Source organism: Leptospira johnsonii, from assembly GCF_003112675.1.
Taxonomy (GTDB): Bacteria; Spirochaetota; Leptospiria; order Leptospirales; family Leptospiraceae; genus Leptospira_B; species Leptospira_B johnsonii.
In genome coordinates this window covers 148,701-164,397 of sequence record NZ_BFAY01000001.1, presented here as the reverse complement: position 1 = coordinate 164,397, position 15,697 = coordinate 148,701, and the positions used below count along the sequence as shown (strand labels likewise).

The 15,697-nt window shown below is 40.1% G+C and carries 18 protein-coding genes and 1 pseudogene; 7 read left to right on the top strand and 12 right to left on the bottom strand.

The genetic code is table 11. The features are described 5' to 3' along the window. The 4 genes from LPTSP_RS00700 to LPTSP_RS00685 all read left to right on the top strand — a co-directional run. The coding region (locus tag LPTSP_RS00700; protein WP_245915428.1) for a methyl-accepting chemotaxis protein at positions 1-1,342 on the top strand (1,342 nt) is incomplete at its 5' end. A gap of 11 nt (positions 1,343-1,353) precedes the next feature. Further along, complete coding sequence (locus LPTSP_RS00695) at positions 1,354-1,869, top strand: chemotaxis protein CheW (protein ID WP_108926926.1); 516 nt, start codon at positions 1,354-1,356, stop codon at positions 1,867-1,869. A 3-nt stretch (positions 1,870-1,872) separates the two neighbouring features. Further along, positions 1,873-2,682: a CheR family methyltransferase gene (locus LPTSP_RS00690; RefSeq protein WP_108926925.1), complete on the top strand. Its 810-nt coding sequence runs from the start codon at positions 1,873-1,875 to the stop codon at positions 2,680-2,682. Beyond that, on the top strand, positions 2,679-3,749 hold the full coding sequence (locus tag LPTSP_RS00685; RefSeq protein WP_108926924.1) for a protein-glutamate methylesterase/protein-glutamine glutaminase: 1,071 nt from the start codon (positions 2,679-2,681) through the stop codon (positions 3,747-3,749). The genes LPTSP_RS00690 and LPTSP_RS00685 overlap by 4 nt, the downstream gene beginning before the upstream one ends. Here LPTSP_RS00685 and LPTSP_RS00680 read toward each other — a convergent pair. Further along, positions 3,746-4,735, bottom strand: a complete 990-nt coding sequence (locus LPTSP_RS00680; RefSeq protein ID WP_167396392.1) for a sensor histidine kinase — start codon at positions 4,733-4,735, stop codon at positions 3,746-3,748. The two genes, LPTSP_RS00685 and LPTSP_RS00680, sit on opposite strands and share 4 nt — an antisense overlap. 519 nt (positions 4,736-5,254) lie before the next feature. Between LPTSP_RS00680 and LPTSP_RS00675 the strand changes: the two genes are divergently transcribed. Continuing rightward, positions 5,255-6,307, top strand: coding sequence for a helix-turn-helix domain-containing protein (locus LPTSP_RS00675; RefSeq protein WP_108926922.1), 1,053 nt, complete (start codon positions 5,255-5,257; stop codon positions 6,305-6,307). 107 nt (positions 6,308-6,414) lie between these two features. Then, positions 6,415-7,233, top strand: coding sequence for a sterol desaturase family protein (locus tag LPTSP_RS00670; protein WP_108926921.1), 819 nt, complete (start codon positions 6,415-6,417; stop codon positions 7,231-7,233). A 66-nt stretch (positions 7,234-7,299) separates the two neighbouring features. Here the strand turns inward: LPTSP_RS00670 and LPTSP_RS00665 are convergent, their stop codons facing one another. From LPTSP_RS00665 to LPTSP_RS00635, 7 genes are all read right to left on the bottom strand, one after another. Continuing rightward, the gene (locus LPTSP_RS00665) at positions 7,300-8,124 is read right to left on the bottom strand and encodes an NADase-type glycan-binding domain-containing protein (RefSeq protein ID WP_108926920.1); all 825 of its coding nucleotides are present in this window, start codon (positions 8,122-8,124) and stop codon (positions 7,300-7,302) included. Positions 8,125-8,250: 126 nt separating this feature from the next. Further along, complete coding sequence (locus LPTSP_RS00660) at positions 8,251-8,499, bottom strand: hypothetical protein (protein ID WP_135354742.1); 249 nt, start codon at positions 8,497-8,499, stop codon at positions 8,251-8,253. A gap of 72 nt (positions 8,500-8,571) precedes the next feature. Next, a complete protein-coding gene (locus LPTSP_RS00655) occupies positions 8,572-9,834 on the bottom strand; it encodes a circularly permuted ATPgrasp domain protein (protein WP_108926918.1) in 1,263 nt (420 codons plus the stop codon). A 21-nt stretch (positions 9,835-9,855) separates the two neighbouring features. Next, positions 9,856-10,479 carry a low molecular weight phosphatase family protein gene (locus tag LPTSP_RS00650; protein ID WP_108926917.1) on the bottom strand — a complete coding sequence of 208 codons (624 nt, stop codon included), beginning with the start codon at positions 10,477-10,479 and terminating at the stop codon, positions 9,856-9,858. After that, entirely contained in the window at positions 10,476-11,540 is a 1,065-nt protein-coding gene (gene arsB, locus LPTSP_RS00645; protein WP_108926916.1) for an ACR3 family arsenite efflux transporter, read from the bottom strand. Before arsB ends, LPTSP_RS00650 begins: the two co-directional genes overlap by 4 nt. A 41-nt stretch (positions 11,541-11,581) precedes the next feature. After that, positions 11,582-11,911, bottom strand: coding sequence for an ArsR/SmtB family transcription factor (locus LPTSP_RS00640; RefSeq protein WP_108926915.1), 330 nt, complete (start codon positions 11,909-11,911; stop codon positions 11,582-11,584). A gap of 56 nt (positions 11,912-11,967) precedes the next feature. After that, positions 11,968-12,357 (bottom strand): class I SAM-dependent methyltransferase, encoded by a 390-nt coding sequence (locus LPTSP_RS00635; protein WP_245915427.1) that lies wholly within the window; start codon positions 12,355-12,357, stop codon positions 11,968-11,970. Here LPTSP_RS00635 and LPTSP_RS19235 point away from each other — a divergent pair. Further along, positions 12,329-12,424 (top strand): annotated as a pseudogene (locus LPTSP_RS19235) (ArsR family transcriptional regulator); the annotation flags it as partial. The gene LPTSP_RS00635 and the pseudogene LPTSP_RS19235 overlap by 29 nt on opposite strands. Before the next feature lie 162 nt (positions 12,425-12,586). Here LPTSP_RS19235 and LPTSP_RS00625 read toward each other — a convergent pair. From LPTSP_RS00625 to LPTSP_RS00610, 4 genes are all read right to left on the bottom strand, one after another. Beyond that, positions 12,587-13,051, bottom strand: coding sequence for a hypothetical protein (locus tag LPTSP_RS00625; RefSeq protein ID WP_108926914.1), 465 nt, complete (start codon positions 13,049-13,051; stop codon positions 12,587-12,589). Further along, positions 13,051-13,965: a PdxA family dehydrogenase gene (locus tag LPTSP_RS00620; protein ID WP_108926939.1), complete on the bottom strand. Its 915-nt coding sequence runs from the start codon at positions 13,963-13,965 to the stop codon at positions 13,051-13,053. Before LPTSP_RS00620 ends, LPTSP_RS00625 begins: the two co-directional genes overlap by 1 nt. A 78-nt stretch (positions 13,966-14,043) precedes the next feature. Next, positions 14,044-14,487, bottom strand: a complete 444-nt coding sequence (locus LPTSP_RS00615; protein ID WP_008592184.1) for a bactofilin family protein — start codon at positions 14,485-14,487, stop codon at positions 14,044-14,046. Positions 14,488-14,697: 210 nt separating this feature from the next. Continuing rightward, on the bottom strand, positions 14,698-15,468 hold the full coding sequence (locus LPTSP_RS00610) for a hypothetical protein (RefSeq protein ID WP_108926913.1): 771 nt from the start codon (positions 15,466-15,468) through the stop codon (positions 14,698-14,700). Between the last annotated feature and the right edge of the window lie 229 nt (positions 15,469-15,697).

Below are 15,697 nucleotides of genomic sequence, written 5' to 3'. Positions count from 1 at the left end.
ACATGAAGCAGGAGACATAGACGTTAAGATAGACAGTTCCAAGTTCAAAGGTGCCTTCAAAACCATGTCGGATGGAATCAACGATATGGTCTTCTCTCATATCGCAGTTAAGAAAAAAGCGATGGAGTGTTTCAAACAGTTCGGTGAAGGAAATATGGATGCAGATATCGAAAAACTTCCTGGTAAAAAAAGATTTATCAACGAAGCGATCGATCAAGTGCGAGCAAATATTAAAGGCCTAATTACTGATGCCAATGAATTGGCAGAAGCCGCAGTATTAGGAAAATTAGATACTAGAGCCGATGCGAGCAAACATAAAGGAGACTTTAAACGGATCATAGAGGGTGTAAATGCAACATTAGAGGCAATAGTCGGACCTATCAATGAGGTTATGGAGATCCAGTCCTCATTAGAACAAGGCGATTTAACCCAATTCGTAAAAGGAAACTATAAAGGTAAATTGGGTGAACTAAGAGATTCTGTGAATAGCACCATCGAGAAACTTTCCAGAAGTATTTCAGAAGTCGGAAAAGCTGCCTCTTCGTTTGCAAGTGCCTCGGAAGAAGTAAGTGCCACTTCTCAGACTATGAGCCAAGGTGCAACGGAACAATCGGCTAACGTAGAGGAAACAAGCGCTTCCTTGGAAGAAATGACGGCGACTATCGAACAGAACGCAGACAATTCCAGACAAACGGAAGTAATGGCCTCCAGTATGGTTAATCATGCGAATGAAGGTGGAGAAGCGGTTCGTCTTGCAGTTCAAGCTATGAAAGATATCGCCGAAAAGATCACCTCTGTGGAAGATATAGCTTATCAAACCAACCTTCTCGCATTGAATGCAGCCATCGAAGCCGCTCGTGCCGGTGAACATGGAATGGGATTCGCTGTGGTAGCTAACGAGGTAAGAAAACTCGCCGAAAGAAGCCAAAGTTATGCGGGAGAGATCAGCCACTTCGCCAAAAATTCGGTAAACGTGGCCGAAAGAGCGGGAAGCCTGATCGAAGAGATCATCCCGAATATCACCAAAATTTCTGATCTGATCCGCGAAGTTTCTGCAGCAAGCAGAGAACAAAAACAAGGTGTGGGACAGATCAATACTGCGATGAGCCAGTTGGATCGTGTAACCCAACAAAACGCTGCTGCTTCTGAAGAGTTGTCCAGTATGGCGGAAGAGTTGTCAGCTCAGGCCCAAGGTTTGCAAAAAGTGGTTCAACATTTCAAAATTAACGGAATGGACGAAGTTTACTCCGGTTCTTCCTTTGAACCTGCTTATTCTGGAAATTCCAAAGAACATAGGAATGGAAACCATAACTTAAATGAGTCGAAGTTCGGCAGGTTCTAGGAGATATTCCGATGAGAGCAATGCAAATTAACGCAAATCAGTATCTCACATTTCGATTGGGTCAGGATGAGTTTGGAGTGGAGATCCTCAAGGTAAGAGAAATTTTAGAATTTCGCGAACCTACGAGGGTCCCCAGAACATCCAAGTTTATCAGCGGAGTGATCAATCTTAGGGGGAACGTTGTCTCGGTAATGGATCTGGCTAAATTATTCCAGAATCGGGACATCGAATCGACAAAACGTACCTGCATTATCATTTTAGAAATTCCTAATGATGATAATAAAGTAATCGCAGGGATTTTAGTAGATTCGGTGAACGAAGTTGCCACCATTCCCCCGGAATGTGTGGATCCTGTTCCCGCTTTCGGGGCGAACATCAAGACAGATTTTATTCGAGGAATAGGTAAACTCGATAACAGAGTGATCATACTTCTCAATCCTGTAATGATGCTCGATTTTAACGAAGTAATCTCGCTGTATGAGAAAACCGAAGAAGAGATAGAAAACCTTACTCCGACAGGGCCATGACGGATGAACGCGAATTATACCCTTAGCCAATCGGAATTCCTTTCCTTTGCGGCCCTAATATTTAAATACACAGGGATCCGCATGGGAGAAAGGAAAAAGAACCTGATCGTCAGCCGTTTATCAAAACGTGTTCGGGCCCGAAATTGTAACTCCTACGGAGAATACCTGGATATAATTAAAAGCGATCTCAATAAAGAAGAAAGAAATATTTTCATCAGTCTAATTACAACTCATGTGACTCATTTCTTCCGGGAACCTGCACATTACAACTATCTTGAAAGTATATTAGAAAATCGAAATAATTCTCCAACAAAGATATGGAGTGCAGCCGCCTCTACTGGAGAAGAAGCTTATAGCGCAGGATTGATCCTGCAGGACAAATTAGGCTCGGACAATTGGTCGGTACTTGGAACCGATATCTGTAATGATAGTATCCAAAAAGCAAGAAACGGATTTTATCCTATACAGGGCTCCGAGCAGATACCTGAACATTATCTGAAACGTTATTGCCTGAAGGGGAAAGAAGAATTCACCGGATATTTTACTTTTAATAGTGAGATCCGATCCAGGATCCGTTTCGAAGTCGCAAACCTTACAACTCTAGACAAATTGCCCGGAAGTTTCAAACCGAACATAGTCTTTCTTAGGAACGTGATGATCTATTTCGAAACAAAGGAAAAACAAATGATCATAGATAAAATAGAATCCATTCTTTCTTCTGGAGCAATACTTATTATTGGCCATTCGGAATCCCTAACAGGTATTCGAAGTAATTTTAAATTAATACGAACTTCCGTTTATCAAAAAATATGAACGGACGTTATTCAGTCATGATAGTGGACGACTCTGCAGTCGTTCGACAGAACTTAAGCACGATCTTGACAAAAGATCCGAATGTTTCTGAAATTTTTACCGCATCTGATCCGATATTCGCTCTTCAAAAAATGCAAAACTATTGGCCAGATGTAATCGTCCTGGATATAGAAATGCCTAGAATGGATGGAATATCCTTTTTGAAAAAGATTATGGCAGAAAGACCAACACCAATAGTGATCTGCTCTTCTCTGACCATGGAAGGAGCTGCAGTCACAATGGAGGCATTCAGTTCCGGAGCTGTGGACATCATTTCTAAACCGAAATTAAACGTAGGCGGCTTTTTGGAAGAATCAGCAGAAACTTTTTTGAGGATCGTACAGGCAGCTTCTCAATCAAGAATTTCCAAATTAGCGATCCCTAATAATGAGAAGCCACAACTATCCAAGAGTCATATGGATCATAAATTATCTGCGGATACCACTTGGAAGTTAGTCGCCATAGGAACATCCACAGGAGGAACAAACGCTTTAGAGACTATCCTAACAGAGCTACCTCCACTTTCTCCTCCGATCGCAATCGTGCAGCATATGCCGGAAAAATTTACCGCACAATTCGCTAAACGTTTGAATTCGATATGTCAGGTAGGAGTAAAGGAAGCGGAACAAGGAGAGGAAATCCCACCCGGAAGAGCCGTGATCGCTCCGGGAAATAGACATATGACTATTCGAATGAGCGGAGCCAGATTTTACGTAGATCTCAAAGACGGCCCCCCTATCAATCGACATCGACCTTCTGTGGATGTACTTTTTCGTTCTGTTTCCCAACAAGTAGGAAAGAACTCAATGGGCATTATTATGACCGGGATGGGTGATGACGGAGCAAGAGGATTATTAGAAATGAAGAAGACTGGCGCGTATACCGTCGCCCAGGACGAATCCAGTTCTGTAGTATTCGGAATGCCAAAGGAAGCAATTGAATTAGGAGCTGCAGAATCGATATTACCTTTAAGAAGAATGGCTTCCGAAATTCTTTCAAAAGCAGGGCATGCTGGAAGCCGATTCTAAGATGAAATCATAGGGAACTGCAAAGAAGTGCAAACTTCGCGTTCTTCTTTTTCGTAGATATTGGATTTTGTGACTGTAAAATAAACTCTCGCATTCATATCTTCCGCCAACTTTCTAACAATTGGTAACCCTAGACCTATCCCGAATTCCTCTTTGGAATATCGTTCATCTACCGCCTTTTTCAATCTGAAAAAAGGTTGGAATAAGGCGATCTCTTCCGAATTTTTACAGTCCAAATTCTCTATCTCTTTATAATTCGGAGGATTGATAAACTTCATTATAAAATTGTTTTCTGTTCTAAGATAAAGAATGATGATCTCCGCTCCATCTGGAGAATATTTCATCGCGTTGATAAGGATCTCTCTAACGATCGTTTTTAAAGCTTCTTTGCTAATAGTGATTTTTTGGGATTCCAAGTTTTTCAAAACAGACATCACTACATTCTGCTTCTTGATCTGAAGCATATCCTGCATATAATCCACTTGTTCATTCACGATCTTCAAAACTTCCGCTAAAGATAATTCTTCCGTATTTAGATAATTTTCTTCAAAAATAATCTGGGCGTCGGCCATCGTTTTAATCAGTCTCTTAGTAACTTGAAAATTCTCTTCGAGTAAATCCATGAATGCGATAGGAACGATTGCGTTCTTATCGTCTTTCTGAGCTGTTTCAAACAAAGCTCCCAAGGAAGTGATCAAAGCTCCGATCCCAGAACCTTGCATTAGGGAAGTATTCAAGTTCGGAAGTGCCTGCTGCATCCAAATTCGATTTCCCCCCTTCCCTTCTATCTCCTGTCTCCAGTTAAATATAGAAATGATATCTCTATATAAAGATTGTTCCTGTTTCAGGAAAGAGATCTGCTTTTCTGTAAGATTCGAAATTCCTCCTACTATATTGCTTTCATTAGAGAATTCATTAAATGCGAGAAAGATCAGTTTCAAATCGTTATCCGGAAATTTAAGAAGAGAGATACGGATCCGAAGCATCTTATATCCGAAATTACTCTCAATTTCAAAAGAGGTTCCTTTTAAAACTTGTTCAAATCTATCATCTTCGATTGGTAAAAAATCAGGGCCAAATTCGGAGTATTTTTTTCCTAAGAAATCTTCCTTTTTCAAACCTTGATCAGAAGATGATAAACGAAAATATACACACCTCAGATCGGAATCGAAAACCGCAAACTCTTCTCTCGGAAAAGAGGAAGACCAGACGTCGAAGATAGGGATTAGCTTCGATCCAACAAAATTTTCTGAAGATACATGATCCGAATTGGAAGCACTATAAACCGACATTGATCGCCCTCACTAAGTTATAAGACGATTGGTTCGTTAAAAAAGCCTTTCTCATCTTGAAATATTGGTTAGATAGGCTACGCATTCTTGCTACAATTCTCAGATTCCTACAAACAATTTCCGAATAAATTTTGGATTGAAAGACAGCCAAAGTATTAGAAAAGTATTCATTCTCTAAAAGAAGTCCTCGACGACATATCTATTTTATAATAAATGTTCGAAACCACAGATCTGATCCATTATTTAAAAGCAGCTACGATAGCTCAGTTGGGCTTTCTGATCTTAAATTTTCTACTCCGAGTAAAACTAAGCACCCGGAGTCTCTTAGGAAGTTTATTTACTTCTTCTTTGATCGCCTATTTTATTTGTCCTTGGCTGGATCATTCCACAAATATATTTATCCTAATACTGGTCCATACAGGCTGCTTTTCGGTTTCTATCTTTTTTTATCTATTCGTTTCCAGCCTATTCGAAGATGGATTCGAACTGAAAGTTTGGCATGGAGTATTATTTTTCTCTCTGAATATATTCTGTTTTTATGTTTTTCTGGCCTCCGATATCCGAAGCCAAAGCACAATTTTAGCCAAAGTATTATTCAGTATGCCTCAGGTATTCTACCTTGGACTTATCTTATTCACTTTAGGAAAAGTTTTAAAAGACAAGAACGTAGACCTGTTAGAATCAAGAAGAGAATTCAGAGTAATTTTTTCTTGGGTGACGGGGCTTTATAGCATGTCCGTTGTATTAATGGAAGTGATCACCAAAGACGCTGGATATTCCGTACAATTGGATCTGATCAATTCCTCCTTCATTTTCGTATTGGTATTTTTCATTTCCTTCCGGATCTTTCAATTCAGAGAGAATGTATTCCCAACTGAAGAAATACAAAAGGAAGAAGTCACCGAAGAACCTTTAGACGAAAACCTATTACAAAAGCTGAATTCTCTCCTAAAAGACCAAAAGGTGTTTCTACAAGAGAACCTGACCATCTTGGCCTTAGCAAAACGGTTAAACGTTCCTGAGAAGAAGGTCCGTAGACTCATCAATCAAGGACTAGGATACAGGAACTTTAACGAATTCCTAAATCATTTCAGAATCAAAGAAGCAATGTTCATCCTTTCGGATCCCGACAAAAATGACTTCCAGGTGCTTAGGATTGCAATGGACCTGGGTTACGGTTCTCTTGCCCCATTCAACAGGGCCTTCAAAGAAATTGTAGGAATGACCCCGAGCGATTTCAGAAAACAAAACAGTTCTGCAAAATAAGCGATCGAATCCGGAATCGATCAGACTTTGTCCGAAATCTATCGGATTCAAACCTGAAAAAATGTTCTAATGATCCACGAAATCCTCCAAGGAGCAAAGGATCAAACATGTGCTTTCACCAACAATTATTTCAATACATGATGGATTTAGTTCCCAAAATCCCAATCATATTCCTAATAGATTTTTTGAGATACTTTCTATTCGCGGGTCTGGCGTTTTTGGTCTTCTATATTTGGAAACATCCGTTTCAATATAGAAAGATCCAAGAGAAGAACGCAAAACCGTCTCAATTCAAAAAGGAATTTTTATATTCCGTTTCTTCCGTAGTCGTTTATACCTCAGTAACTCTGACCGTATTGTTATTTAGAAAATACGGTTACTTCAAGTTCTACGAACGTATAGAAGATCACGGCTGGGGATATCTGATCTTAAGCACCGTACTTATCTTAGTTATCCAGGATTTTTACTTCTACTGGACGCACAGACTCATGCATACTCGTTGGTTTTATAAGAGAGTGCATAAAGTGCACCATGATTCAGTCACACCTTCTCCTTGGACTGCTTACTCTTTTCATCCTTGGGAGGCATTCATCCATTCTCTTATCATGCCGATCGTGGCTTCATTATTTCCGGTCCATCCTCTGGCTTTAATGATCTTTATGACCTTTCAAATCATTCGTAATGTTTTAGGTCATAGCGGTTATGAAATTTTCCCATACTGGATGGGTACAAATACGATCTTAAAATTGGTGAATTCGAATACCAATCATGATATGCATCACCAAAGTTTTCGTTACAATTATGGGCTTTATACAACCGCTTGGGATTATTTATTCGGGACAGTTCACCCGGAGTATGAAAGAACCTTTGCGGAGATCACTAGTAAGAAGCCGGAAGGTAGAAGAAGAGTTCCGGAAACTGCTTAGCATTGAGAATAATATCCGCATCTGAATCTGGATGCGGATCGTCAGTTAAAAACCTTTATACAATTCTCACTCATTAGAAACTTCAGTGATCAAAGTATCAGAGTATTTTTCGCCCTTGTATACAGAAACGATTTCAATGGCTAATATAGACTCGCGCATATATTGTTTATCAGCACCAGATCCGATCCCTATTGGATTAAGTTTGTATAACGGAATATTCAATTTTTGATATCCATTAACATCCAGGAGAGCAATTTCATGAACACCAAGAGATTTAAATTTTCCTAATACAAAATTCGATTCCCCTACGCCATAATAACCAGCCTCCAGAACATAGACCCGAATAACCTTCGGCCTATTGTTTGCCAAAAATAATTTCTGATTTTTTCCGAAGCCAGTCCAAATTTTGATAGGTTTCTGGACATCAACATAGGCTAAAACAACTTCTCCCAGTCCGTCGCCCTCGACTCCTTCTGACCAGGCAGTCGAGGTGTCTTTATCCATCAGCGAATAAGGAGAATAAAGACAAGATAAATTAACTCTTCGAACAAATTGGACCTCATTATCGAAATCCATTTCTTTCGGGACCTTTGGCAAAGGCGTATTCGGCATTAAGATTGAACTAGCCCAGTTCTTGGTATGATACAAATCATAACCGGGAAAATTATCATCTTTCACCCCCCGAGCAGAATAACCAATATAAAGATCCGGTATTTTATTACCTTTAATTTGCTGAAGCAGAGATGGATTAGAGGAGCGTTCACAAATGGACCCTCCATACGATTGCGAAAGAATTACGTTTACATGAATGAAAGAAAGAAATAGTAAGAATATGAAAAATAGGATCGTTTTACTAAAGCGGACGGACAAATTTTGAGCAAAAAGGTTCATTCGAAGACTATCTTCCTCTCTGAAAATATAAAATTGATAATATTCAACTTTTCCATTTATATATCATCACCATAAAGTTTTCAGCCACAAATCAAACGTATTTTTTGGATTTTTCTACCTCAAAACTTAATCAAAACTAACCTGCATATCTTTCCCGGTATTATTTAGAATCAGTACGCTTCCATTTTTGAGAAGTAATCTTCTTTCATCCTTCACTTCGTGATCGACGATCTCTTGGAAATGTTCAGGAAATAAACTAAATTTATAAAATTCATTTCCTCCCGTTGTAAAAGTAGTTAGATCATCAAAATCGGAACCTGTTCTTTTCTGTTTAAAGTCACCAAAGCCTATTACTTTCATACTGCCGAGATTCAAGACAACGAGCTTTTCCTCGAACTTTACATTGAGCTCACCTGATTCGCACCTGTAACAGGGTGCGAATTTAATCTAAACGATTTCAGGCAACGTGTACAAAGGAGAGAATCCTCCTCCCGGAGTCCTGAAATTTGTAGTCTGGCCTTGGTACAAGCGGCTTGCTAAAAGTAAGATCTCGTCGTTATAGATATAAGCCCTTATATCCATTTTTAATTCCTTTTCCTCTCCGGAAATGGATGTGATCCGAACGGAAGGAGGAACGAATTCCTGGCTTATATATTCCCCATGAATAATTTCCGAAAACTTATTTTTTGTAAGTTTTCCTCCATAATAGGCGGCCTTACCACCAAATCCTTCTTTTGGTTTAAAGAAGATACTCTTTCGTTTTTCCCAGAGTTCCTCTGCATTTCCTAAGGTTACGATTTTCGTATTCGGAATAGATGACATTAGGATTTCCGAATCCTTTCGATCAAGCCCTGCCTTCATTAGAAAATTATTATCCGAAAGAACGTTCAAATTCGTTTTCCGAGCATATAGGTCGTAATCAACGGGACTTGGAGTAAGGATTAGTTTTCCATGCTTCCAAGCTTCTCGAATTTTAGAATTCGTATCTTCAGATAAATGAAAATCGGTCAATCTGTTATAGATCAAATCGATCTTCTTTCCCTCGAAATAGAGTTCTTCTCCTATAAATTTAATCTGATCCGGATCTAATATCTCCGAGTGAATCCCTTTGGATCTAAATAGATCTCTAAATAATAGAAACTCAGGATATAAAAACTGACCGGAAGGATTTTGGTCCACAATAGCGATAAAATCCGGTCTTCCTGTTCGTCCGTTGGAGATCCATTCATCAATGAATATGGAATAGAATTTTTCCTCTAAATTCCGGAGAGTATCCGCATTCTGAATAGCAATATCGACGATCTTGCAACATCTGATCTGAGCTTCTAAAAGTTTTAGCTGTAAATAAGCTCCGCCTGCGTTCGTATTGATCTCGATCAGCTTAGGACCTTCCTTCGTCTGATGAAAATCCAAACTAAGAAAAACTCCTCCGGTAATTTCGCTGGCCCTTTCTTTGGGATCATAATCGGATAAAATACGATCTCTCACTTCCGGCAAACGTAAGGCGTTTCGAATGGAAAACAAAATTTGTAGGATTTTCTCCTTATCCGAAATATTAATGAAGGAAGGAGTTTCGGAATAGAAATGTTCGATCCCTTGGGTTCTTATTTCAGGAACAGGGAATTTATACGCCTCTTCGCTCAAGCGCTCCTTGTTCAAAGTAGAACAAGAACATTTCTCATTTAATATTTCCGCTAAGTTAGTTTCCATCCAAAGACCCTCTATACAACCTTAGACATGTTCCATTACAAAAAGAAGTTCTCTTGCGATCGTTTCACATGTTTCTATATATTTTTCGAAAGCTTGGGCAGTGCCGTCAAATTCCTTGGGATCCAAATATGGAAGACTTATCCTCTTCCACGCTCCCGGAACAAAAGGACAAGATTCATCCGCAGAGGAACAAACCATCACGGCTATAAATTTCCGTTTAGGATTTGAAGAGTCCGAATAAAGTTTAGAATAAGCCGAGACAGGCAGACTGTTTTCTTTATAAGAAATCCGGTATCTAGGATTATCTCCCGTCTCTTCTTCCTTCTCTATTTTGAAACCGATCTTTACGAGTGCCTGGACCGAGTTTGGGTGAAAAGAAGTCACCTCTGTTCCGCCCGAATAAGATCCAATCCCGGAAAGTCCGAGATATTCTGCGCAAACAAAAGCAAACATTTGTGCGATTTGGCTGCGGCGAGAATTATGAGTGCAAACAAATACAATTTCAAAATAATTCTGATTTAATTTTAATTCTCTAATCTCTCTTGCAAACTCGAGTAACGTTTCCTTTCTTTCTTCGGAAATCAAAGACGACTCGTTTTCTATTTTTCTTAAAAAAGTTTGGATGGGATCAAAAAGAACGCTCACTCAGTCTTACCTTTTAGATAAAATTTCTGTCTGAATATTTTCGCGATCTCCACTAAAAGAACGAGGACCGGAATTTCCACAAGAGGTCCTACAATCCCTACGAATGCCTGTCCGGATGCGATCCCAAAGGTGCCGATCGCAACGGCAATCGCTAATTCAAAATTGTTACCCGCAGCAGTAAAAGAAACAGCTACGTTCCTAGGATAATCCGCCTTCGTCAGAATTCCTAGTCCAAAACTGAGGAAGAACATGAAAATAAAATATATCAATAAAGGAGCGGATATTTTAAGAACATCCAAAGGGATATTTATAAGAGAATCCCCTTTCATACTAAAGATGAATATGATCGTCAAAAGTAAAAAGATCAGAGTTACGGGAGAAATGAACGGTAATAATTTCTTAGTAGTCCATTCTTCTCCTTTAAAACGAAAGCTTAATGTTCTAATTCCCCAACCTAATAAAAATGGAATTCCTAAATAAATTAAAACACTGTATGCAATATCCCAATAACGAACATGGATGGAAGAGTTCGTAAATCCGAATGTCCCCGGTAGAACACTCACAAAAAAATAAGCCAAGCCTCCGTAAAAAAGAAGCTGAAAGATACTGTTCAATGCGACAAGACCTGCGGCGACTTCCCGATCTCCATCCGCAAGATCGTTCCATACTAAGACCATTGCGATACAACGAGCGATACCGATCAGGATCAATCCGACCCGATATTCCGGATTTTCCGGAAAGAAAAGAAAGGCCAATCCGAACATCAACAAAGGCCCGATGACCCAATTTAAAAATAGAGAATACAGGATCAGGTCCATCCGTCCGAAGGCCTTAGGGATTCGGGCAAAATTGACTTTAGCCAAAGGAGGAACCATCATAAAAATGAGCCCGATTGCGATCGGGATATTTGTGCCCTCGAACTCAGAACTTCTGATCCAAGATACAAAACCGGGGAGCCAAATAGAAAGGCAGATCCCTATCCCCATAGCTATAAAGATCCAAACTGTAAGAAATTTATCTATAAACGATAATCTTTTTTCAGGAACGGTTTCTGAAGACATTAATCGTTAAATCGCAATATTACGATTAATGTCAAGCGGTTTTAGCAGGAATTTCCGCTTTCTGGGATCTGAGAAAGAAAAGGAGCAAAATAGCCACCGATCTCTTCCCAAGTTTTTTTATTGATACAATAACAGATAGAAGGGCCGTCAATGGTCCCTTGCAAAATACCCACATCCTTTAAGGCTTTTAGGTGCTGTGAGATCGTTGCCTGAGCTAATCCAAGCTCTTCGACCAAGTCTCCGCAAATGCAGGCTTTTCTTTTGAGAATAGATTCCAAGATCGCAATACGGGCAGGATGCCCTAAGGCTTTCGCATAAGAGGCGATCTTATTCTGCCGCTTATTAAATAACTCTGTCTTGGTAATTCCCATTATGGTCTATTCAAGATGGACCCCTGAATTGAGTTCAAGTGTAAATCAGACTACCATTACTTTTTAGCAATAAATCCATAATGATAAGGCGGGAGATCAATAGGTTTTTCAGACCCGATTTTAAACCCTGCTTCGATTGCCCATCTATGTATCTCTTCCGGCTTAGGGCGGATCTCCATCTTTGGCCCCCGAGGAGTATTGGGATCGTAATTCCAATGTACAAGTCCCGCTACCCGTCCCGGCTTTAAGATACGAATCGCTTCTTTTAAAATAGAAACAGGATCTTCATAGTGAAGTAAGTTGAAGATCATGACATAGTCTACGAAGTCTTCTGGAAAAGAAGTACCTTCTTCTATAATATCTTTTAGGATGGGATGAACATGATCCAAACCTAAAAGGAGAGAACTATTAGATCTTTTGGTCCAAGCAGAGAAGAATGTCGACATTCTATCAAAAGAGTTAGGAATGAGTATTGCCTCTACCTCACATCATTTACAGGTATTAAAAGAGGCACGACTAGTTCGGGACAGAAGAGAAGGCAGAAGTATTTTTTATCAAATTGAAGAAGCAGGTATCCAAATCTTCGATACTATCTCTTCCGCAGGCAAAGAATTTATAAAGCGAGTATTAACCAAGGATACTATACTGATCGACGTGAGGCCCGAAAAGGAGGGATCATTTCCCGGTCGGAACGATCGTAATCCACTCAATAAACTTTGTCTTCAAGAACTCATCGATCTGCCCTGTGAATTGATGATACACCAAAAAGAAGATCCAATACGCCAAGGTAGCCGCTACGAGAGTTCTCGCAGTCATATTTGCCAAAACCGGAGAAGCTGTATAATACATACGAATCACTGCAATCGGCCAGAGGAATAATAGGAAAAAGTAAATCGCTCTTGGGACCCCATAGAGCCAGCTTAAGATCTCGGAAGGATACGATTTGGATAATCTTTCATAAGCCTCTTTTAGCTCTGGAAAAAATTGGAAGAAGTAAAACACAAAAACGAAAAACGTAGCGATCTTCCAAATGATCTCTATATCGTTTCGGATCAGTACCAAAGTCAAACCCACGAACCAAATCAAAAAGATGGGAAATACGATCTGCTGCAATAAGGAACCTGACTGGGCGAGAAACATCAATAAGATCTCCTAAGATCATTCTCGGCAGAAACCGGCTTAGACACCCACTCTAAACATTGCAGAAAACTCTCCGGATCTGCTTTTCCGAGACCTGCGATATCAAAAGCAGTCCCATGGTCCGGAGAAACCCGGATAAAATCCAGTCCCAAAGTTACATTCACGCCGAATTTTCCCTCCCCCATCTTGAATGGGATGAGCCCCTGGTCATGATAACATGCCAAAAATAGAGAATATTTTGCTCTGGAAGTTTCGCTGAACGCACCGTCTGCGGAGATAGGATCTGTGACGTCTAACCCGGCCTTTCTCATTTTAGAAATGATCGGCATTAGGATCTTCTTCTCTTCGTCGCCGACCTTTCCACCTTCTCCTGCATGAGGGTTCAAACCTAAGAATGCAATTTTTCCTTTAGAGATAGGGGCAGAACGAACTGCAGAAATGAAACTGGACAGGTGGATCTTTTTCAAGTAAAAAGGCACCTTCTTCAAAGGAACATGAGTGGTTAAAGGAAGAACATTCAGTTCTTTTCCTGCCATGAGCATATAGGTTTTTTTCTTATAAGCTTCCGCCAGATATTCCGTATGACCTGTGAACTTTTTCACACCGGCCTTAATCACCCATTCTTTACTCAGAGGAAGAGTGATCAGGTTACCGCCGATTTTCTTTTGGATGCGGATAGCTTCTTCTAAACTTGCAAACGCAGCTTTTCCGGAAGATGGACCAGGTTTACCGATCACCAAAGATTTTTGTTCGGAAGAAGAAAGTGAATTGGTTCTCCAAAGATAAAGCCCGGGAGAAGAAAGTGAAAATGGATCTTTGATTTCCTGCCAACCAGGATAAGAAAGGAAAGAATTAGAACTGATGAGTAGGATCTGTCTTTGTCGGGAGAAAGTTTTTAACTTCTCCCCAGACATTTGAAGAATTTCAGGCCCGATTCCGCAGGGATCTCCTTCTGTGATGAGGATGGGAATCACGGCCTGTAAACGGGAAGATTAAGCTTCCTTAGCTGCGGTTTGTTTACCGAAAAGTCTTTCTAAGGTTAAGGAGTCCTTAGCGTATTCCAATTCGATATGATCTTTGTTGGAATGTTTCAGGTCGCTGGAAATAATACAACGTCCTTCTAATACCACTCCGTTTTGGATGATCAATTCCGGAGTGCGGATATCTCCCAAAATTCTGGAAGTAGGAAGAAGCATCACTCTGTTACGAGCGGTGATATTTCCGATTACGATACCTTCTATAATAACGCTGGCAGCAGTGATATTCGTGCGGACCTTACCGGATGCTCCGATATACAATTGCTCCGCTTGAAGAGATTTTCCTTCGAACTTTCCATCAATCTTTAAGGATCCATTGATGAAGAATTTTCCGTTAAAGTAGGAATTTTCGCCGATTGTGGAGTTTGTAACTTCGGAGGAGTTCTTAACAAGTGCCATGAATTCTGAATCCTATAGACTCGGATCGAATAGATCCGGTGTAAACACAAGCTAAACGGCCCCCTGGGCATAGGAAAAGGAATTTTTTAGTTTCGATACGGTTTTTACTCGGGTCTCGGACTATAGTAATTTGTAGGAACTTCGGTCCCAGAATCCTTCTGAAATCTCCCTGATCTCAGAAAAACTGCCTGAAAAGCCGTCGACCGGATCTTAATGTTTGATATTCGGAACGTTGATGCGATCCAAAACTTCCGCGGTGAATTCCCTGAATTCTTCCAAAGCTTCCGGAATGGATTTACCTTCCAACTCAGTCGCCTTCTCAAAACGAGAATTGAAAACGATCCGATCTTCAATGTTCATGATCACTCCCCCTCCCGCTTTGAACTCACCCAAAACCTTAGAAAGGAATTCATTAAACTTTTGGAACATTTCAAAAGCTTCCGCGATAAAAATACGGGTCTGTTTATTTTTCATCCGGCTCAGCTGCTCTCTGAAATCCTGTTTTTCAGCGGCCTGGTATTCTTCGATCGTCTCCGTCAAAACCTTGATGTTCCGGCGGATATTTTCCATATGTTTTACCACTCCGTCTTTCTCATTCCCATGAGAGAAGTCGAAACGAATATGAGTTTCGTTTAATATAGGAAGATATTCCCGATCCAATACATTGATCCAGGTGCCGATCTGATTCACCTCTGTATCGTTCGAATTGGGAGAAATTTTCATGATCGGAAACTTGGCCAAGATCCTTCCCGCGGCGTCCGGATTCTCACGGAACATGCGGATCTGCTCTGCAGCAGTTTCGAGGTTATCCGGAATTCCTTCCGGAGAAATTTCCCTCATCCGATTTCGATATTTTTCCAGATCCCTGGAAACTCTATACTTCTGTTCGTCATTTTTAGATAATCTTTGGATCTTCTCCAATTGTTGGATCATCTTCTGATGTCTTTGTAGTTCCAGGATCTGTTCTTGGGTGATGGCCATGGGGGTTCTTAGGGCAAATTTTAGAAGGAGTACAATTCTAAGGCAAGGAAATTCTATTTCGAATTTTTAACCTATTTGGAGGAAAATTTCGAATTTTAAAGAGGTATGTCCTCCTTTGAAAATGCTTTCACAAACTCTTACAAGTCGGATATCCGATAAAGATATATATCCCTTAAGCATATTACTTTTATGTTTCATGTTTTTCTATATCAAATTAGAGAAAGTAAGG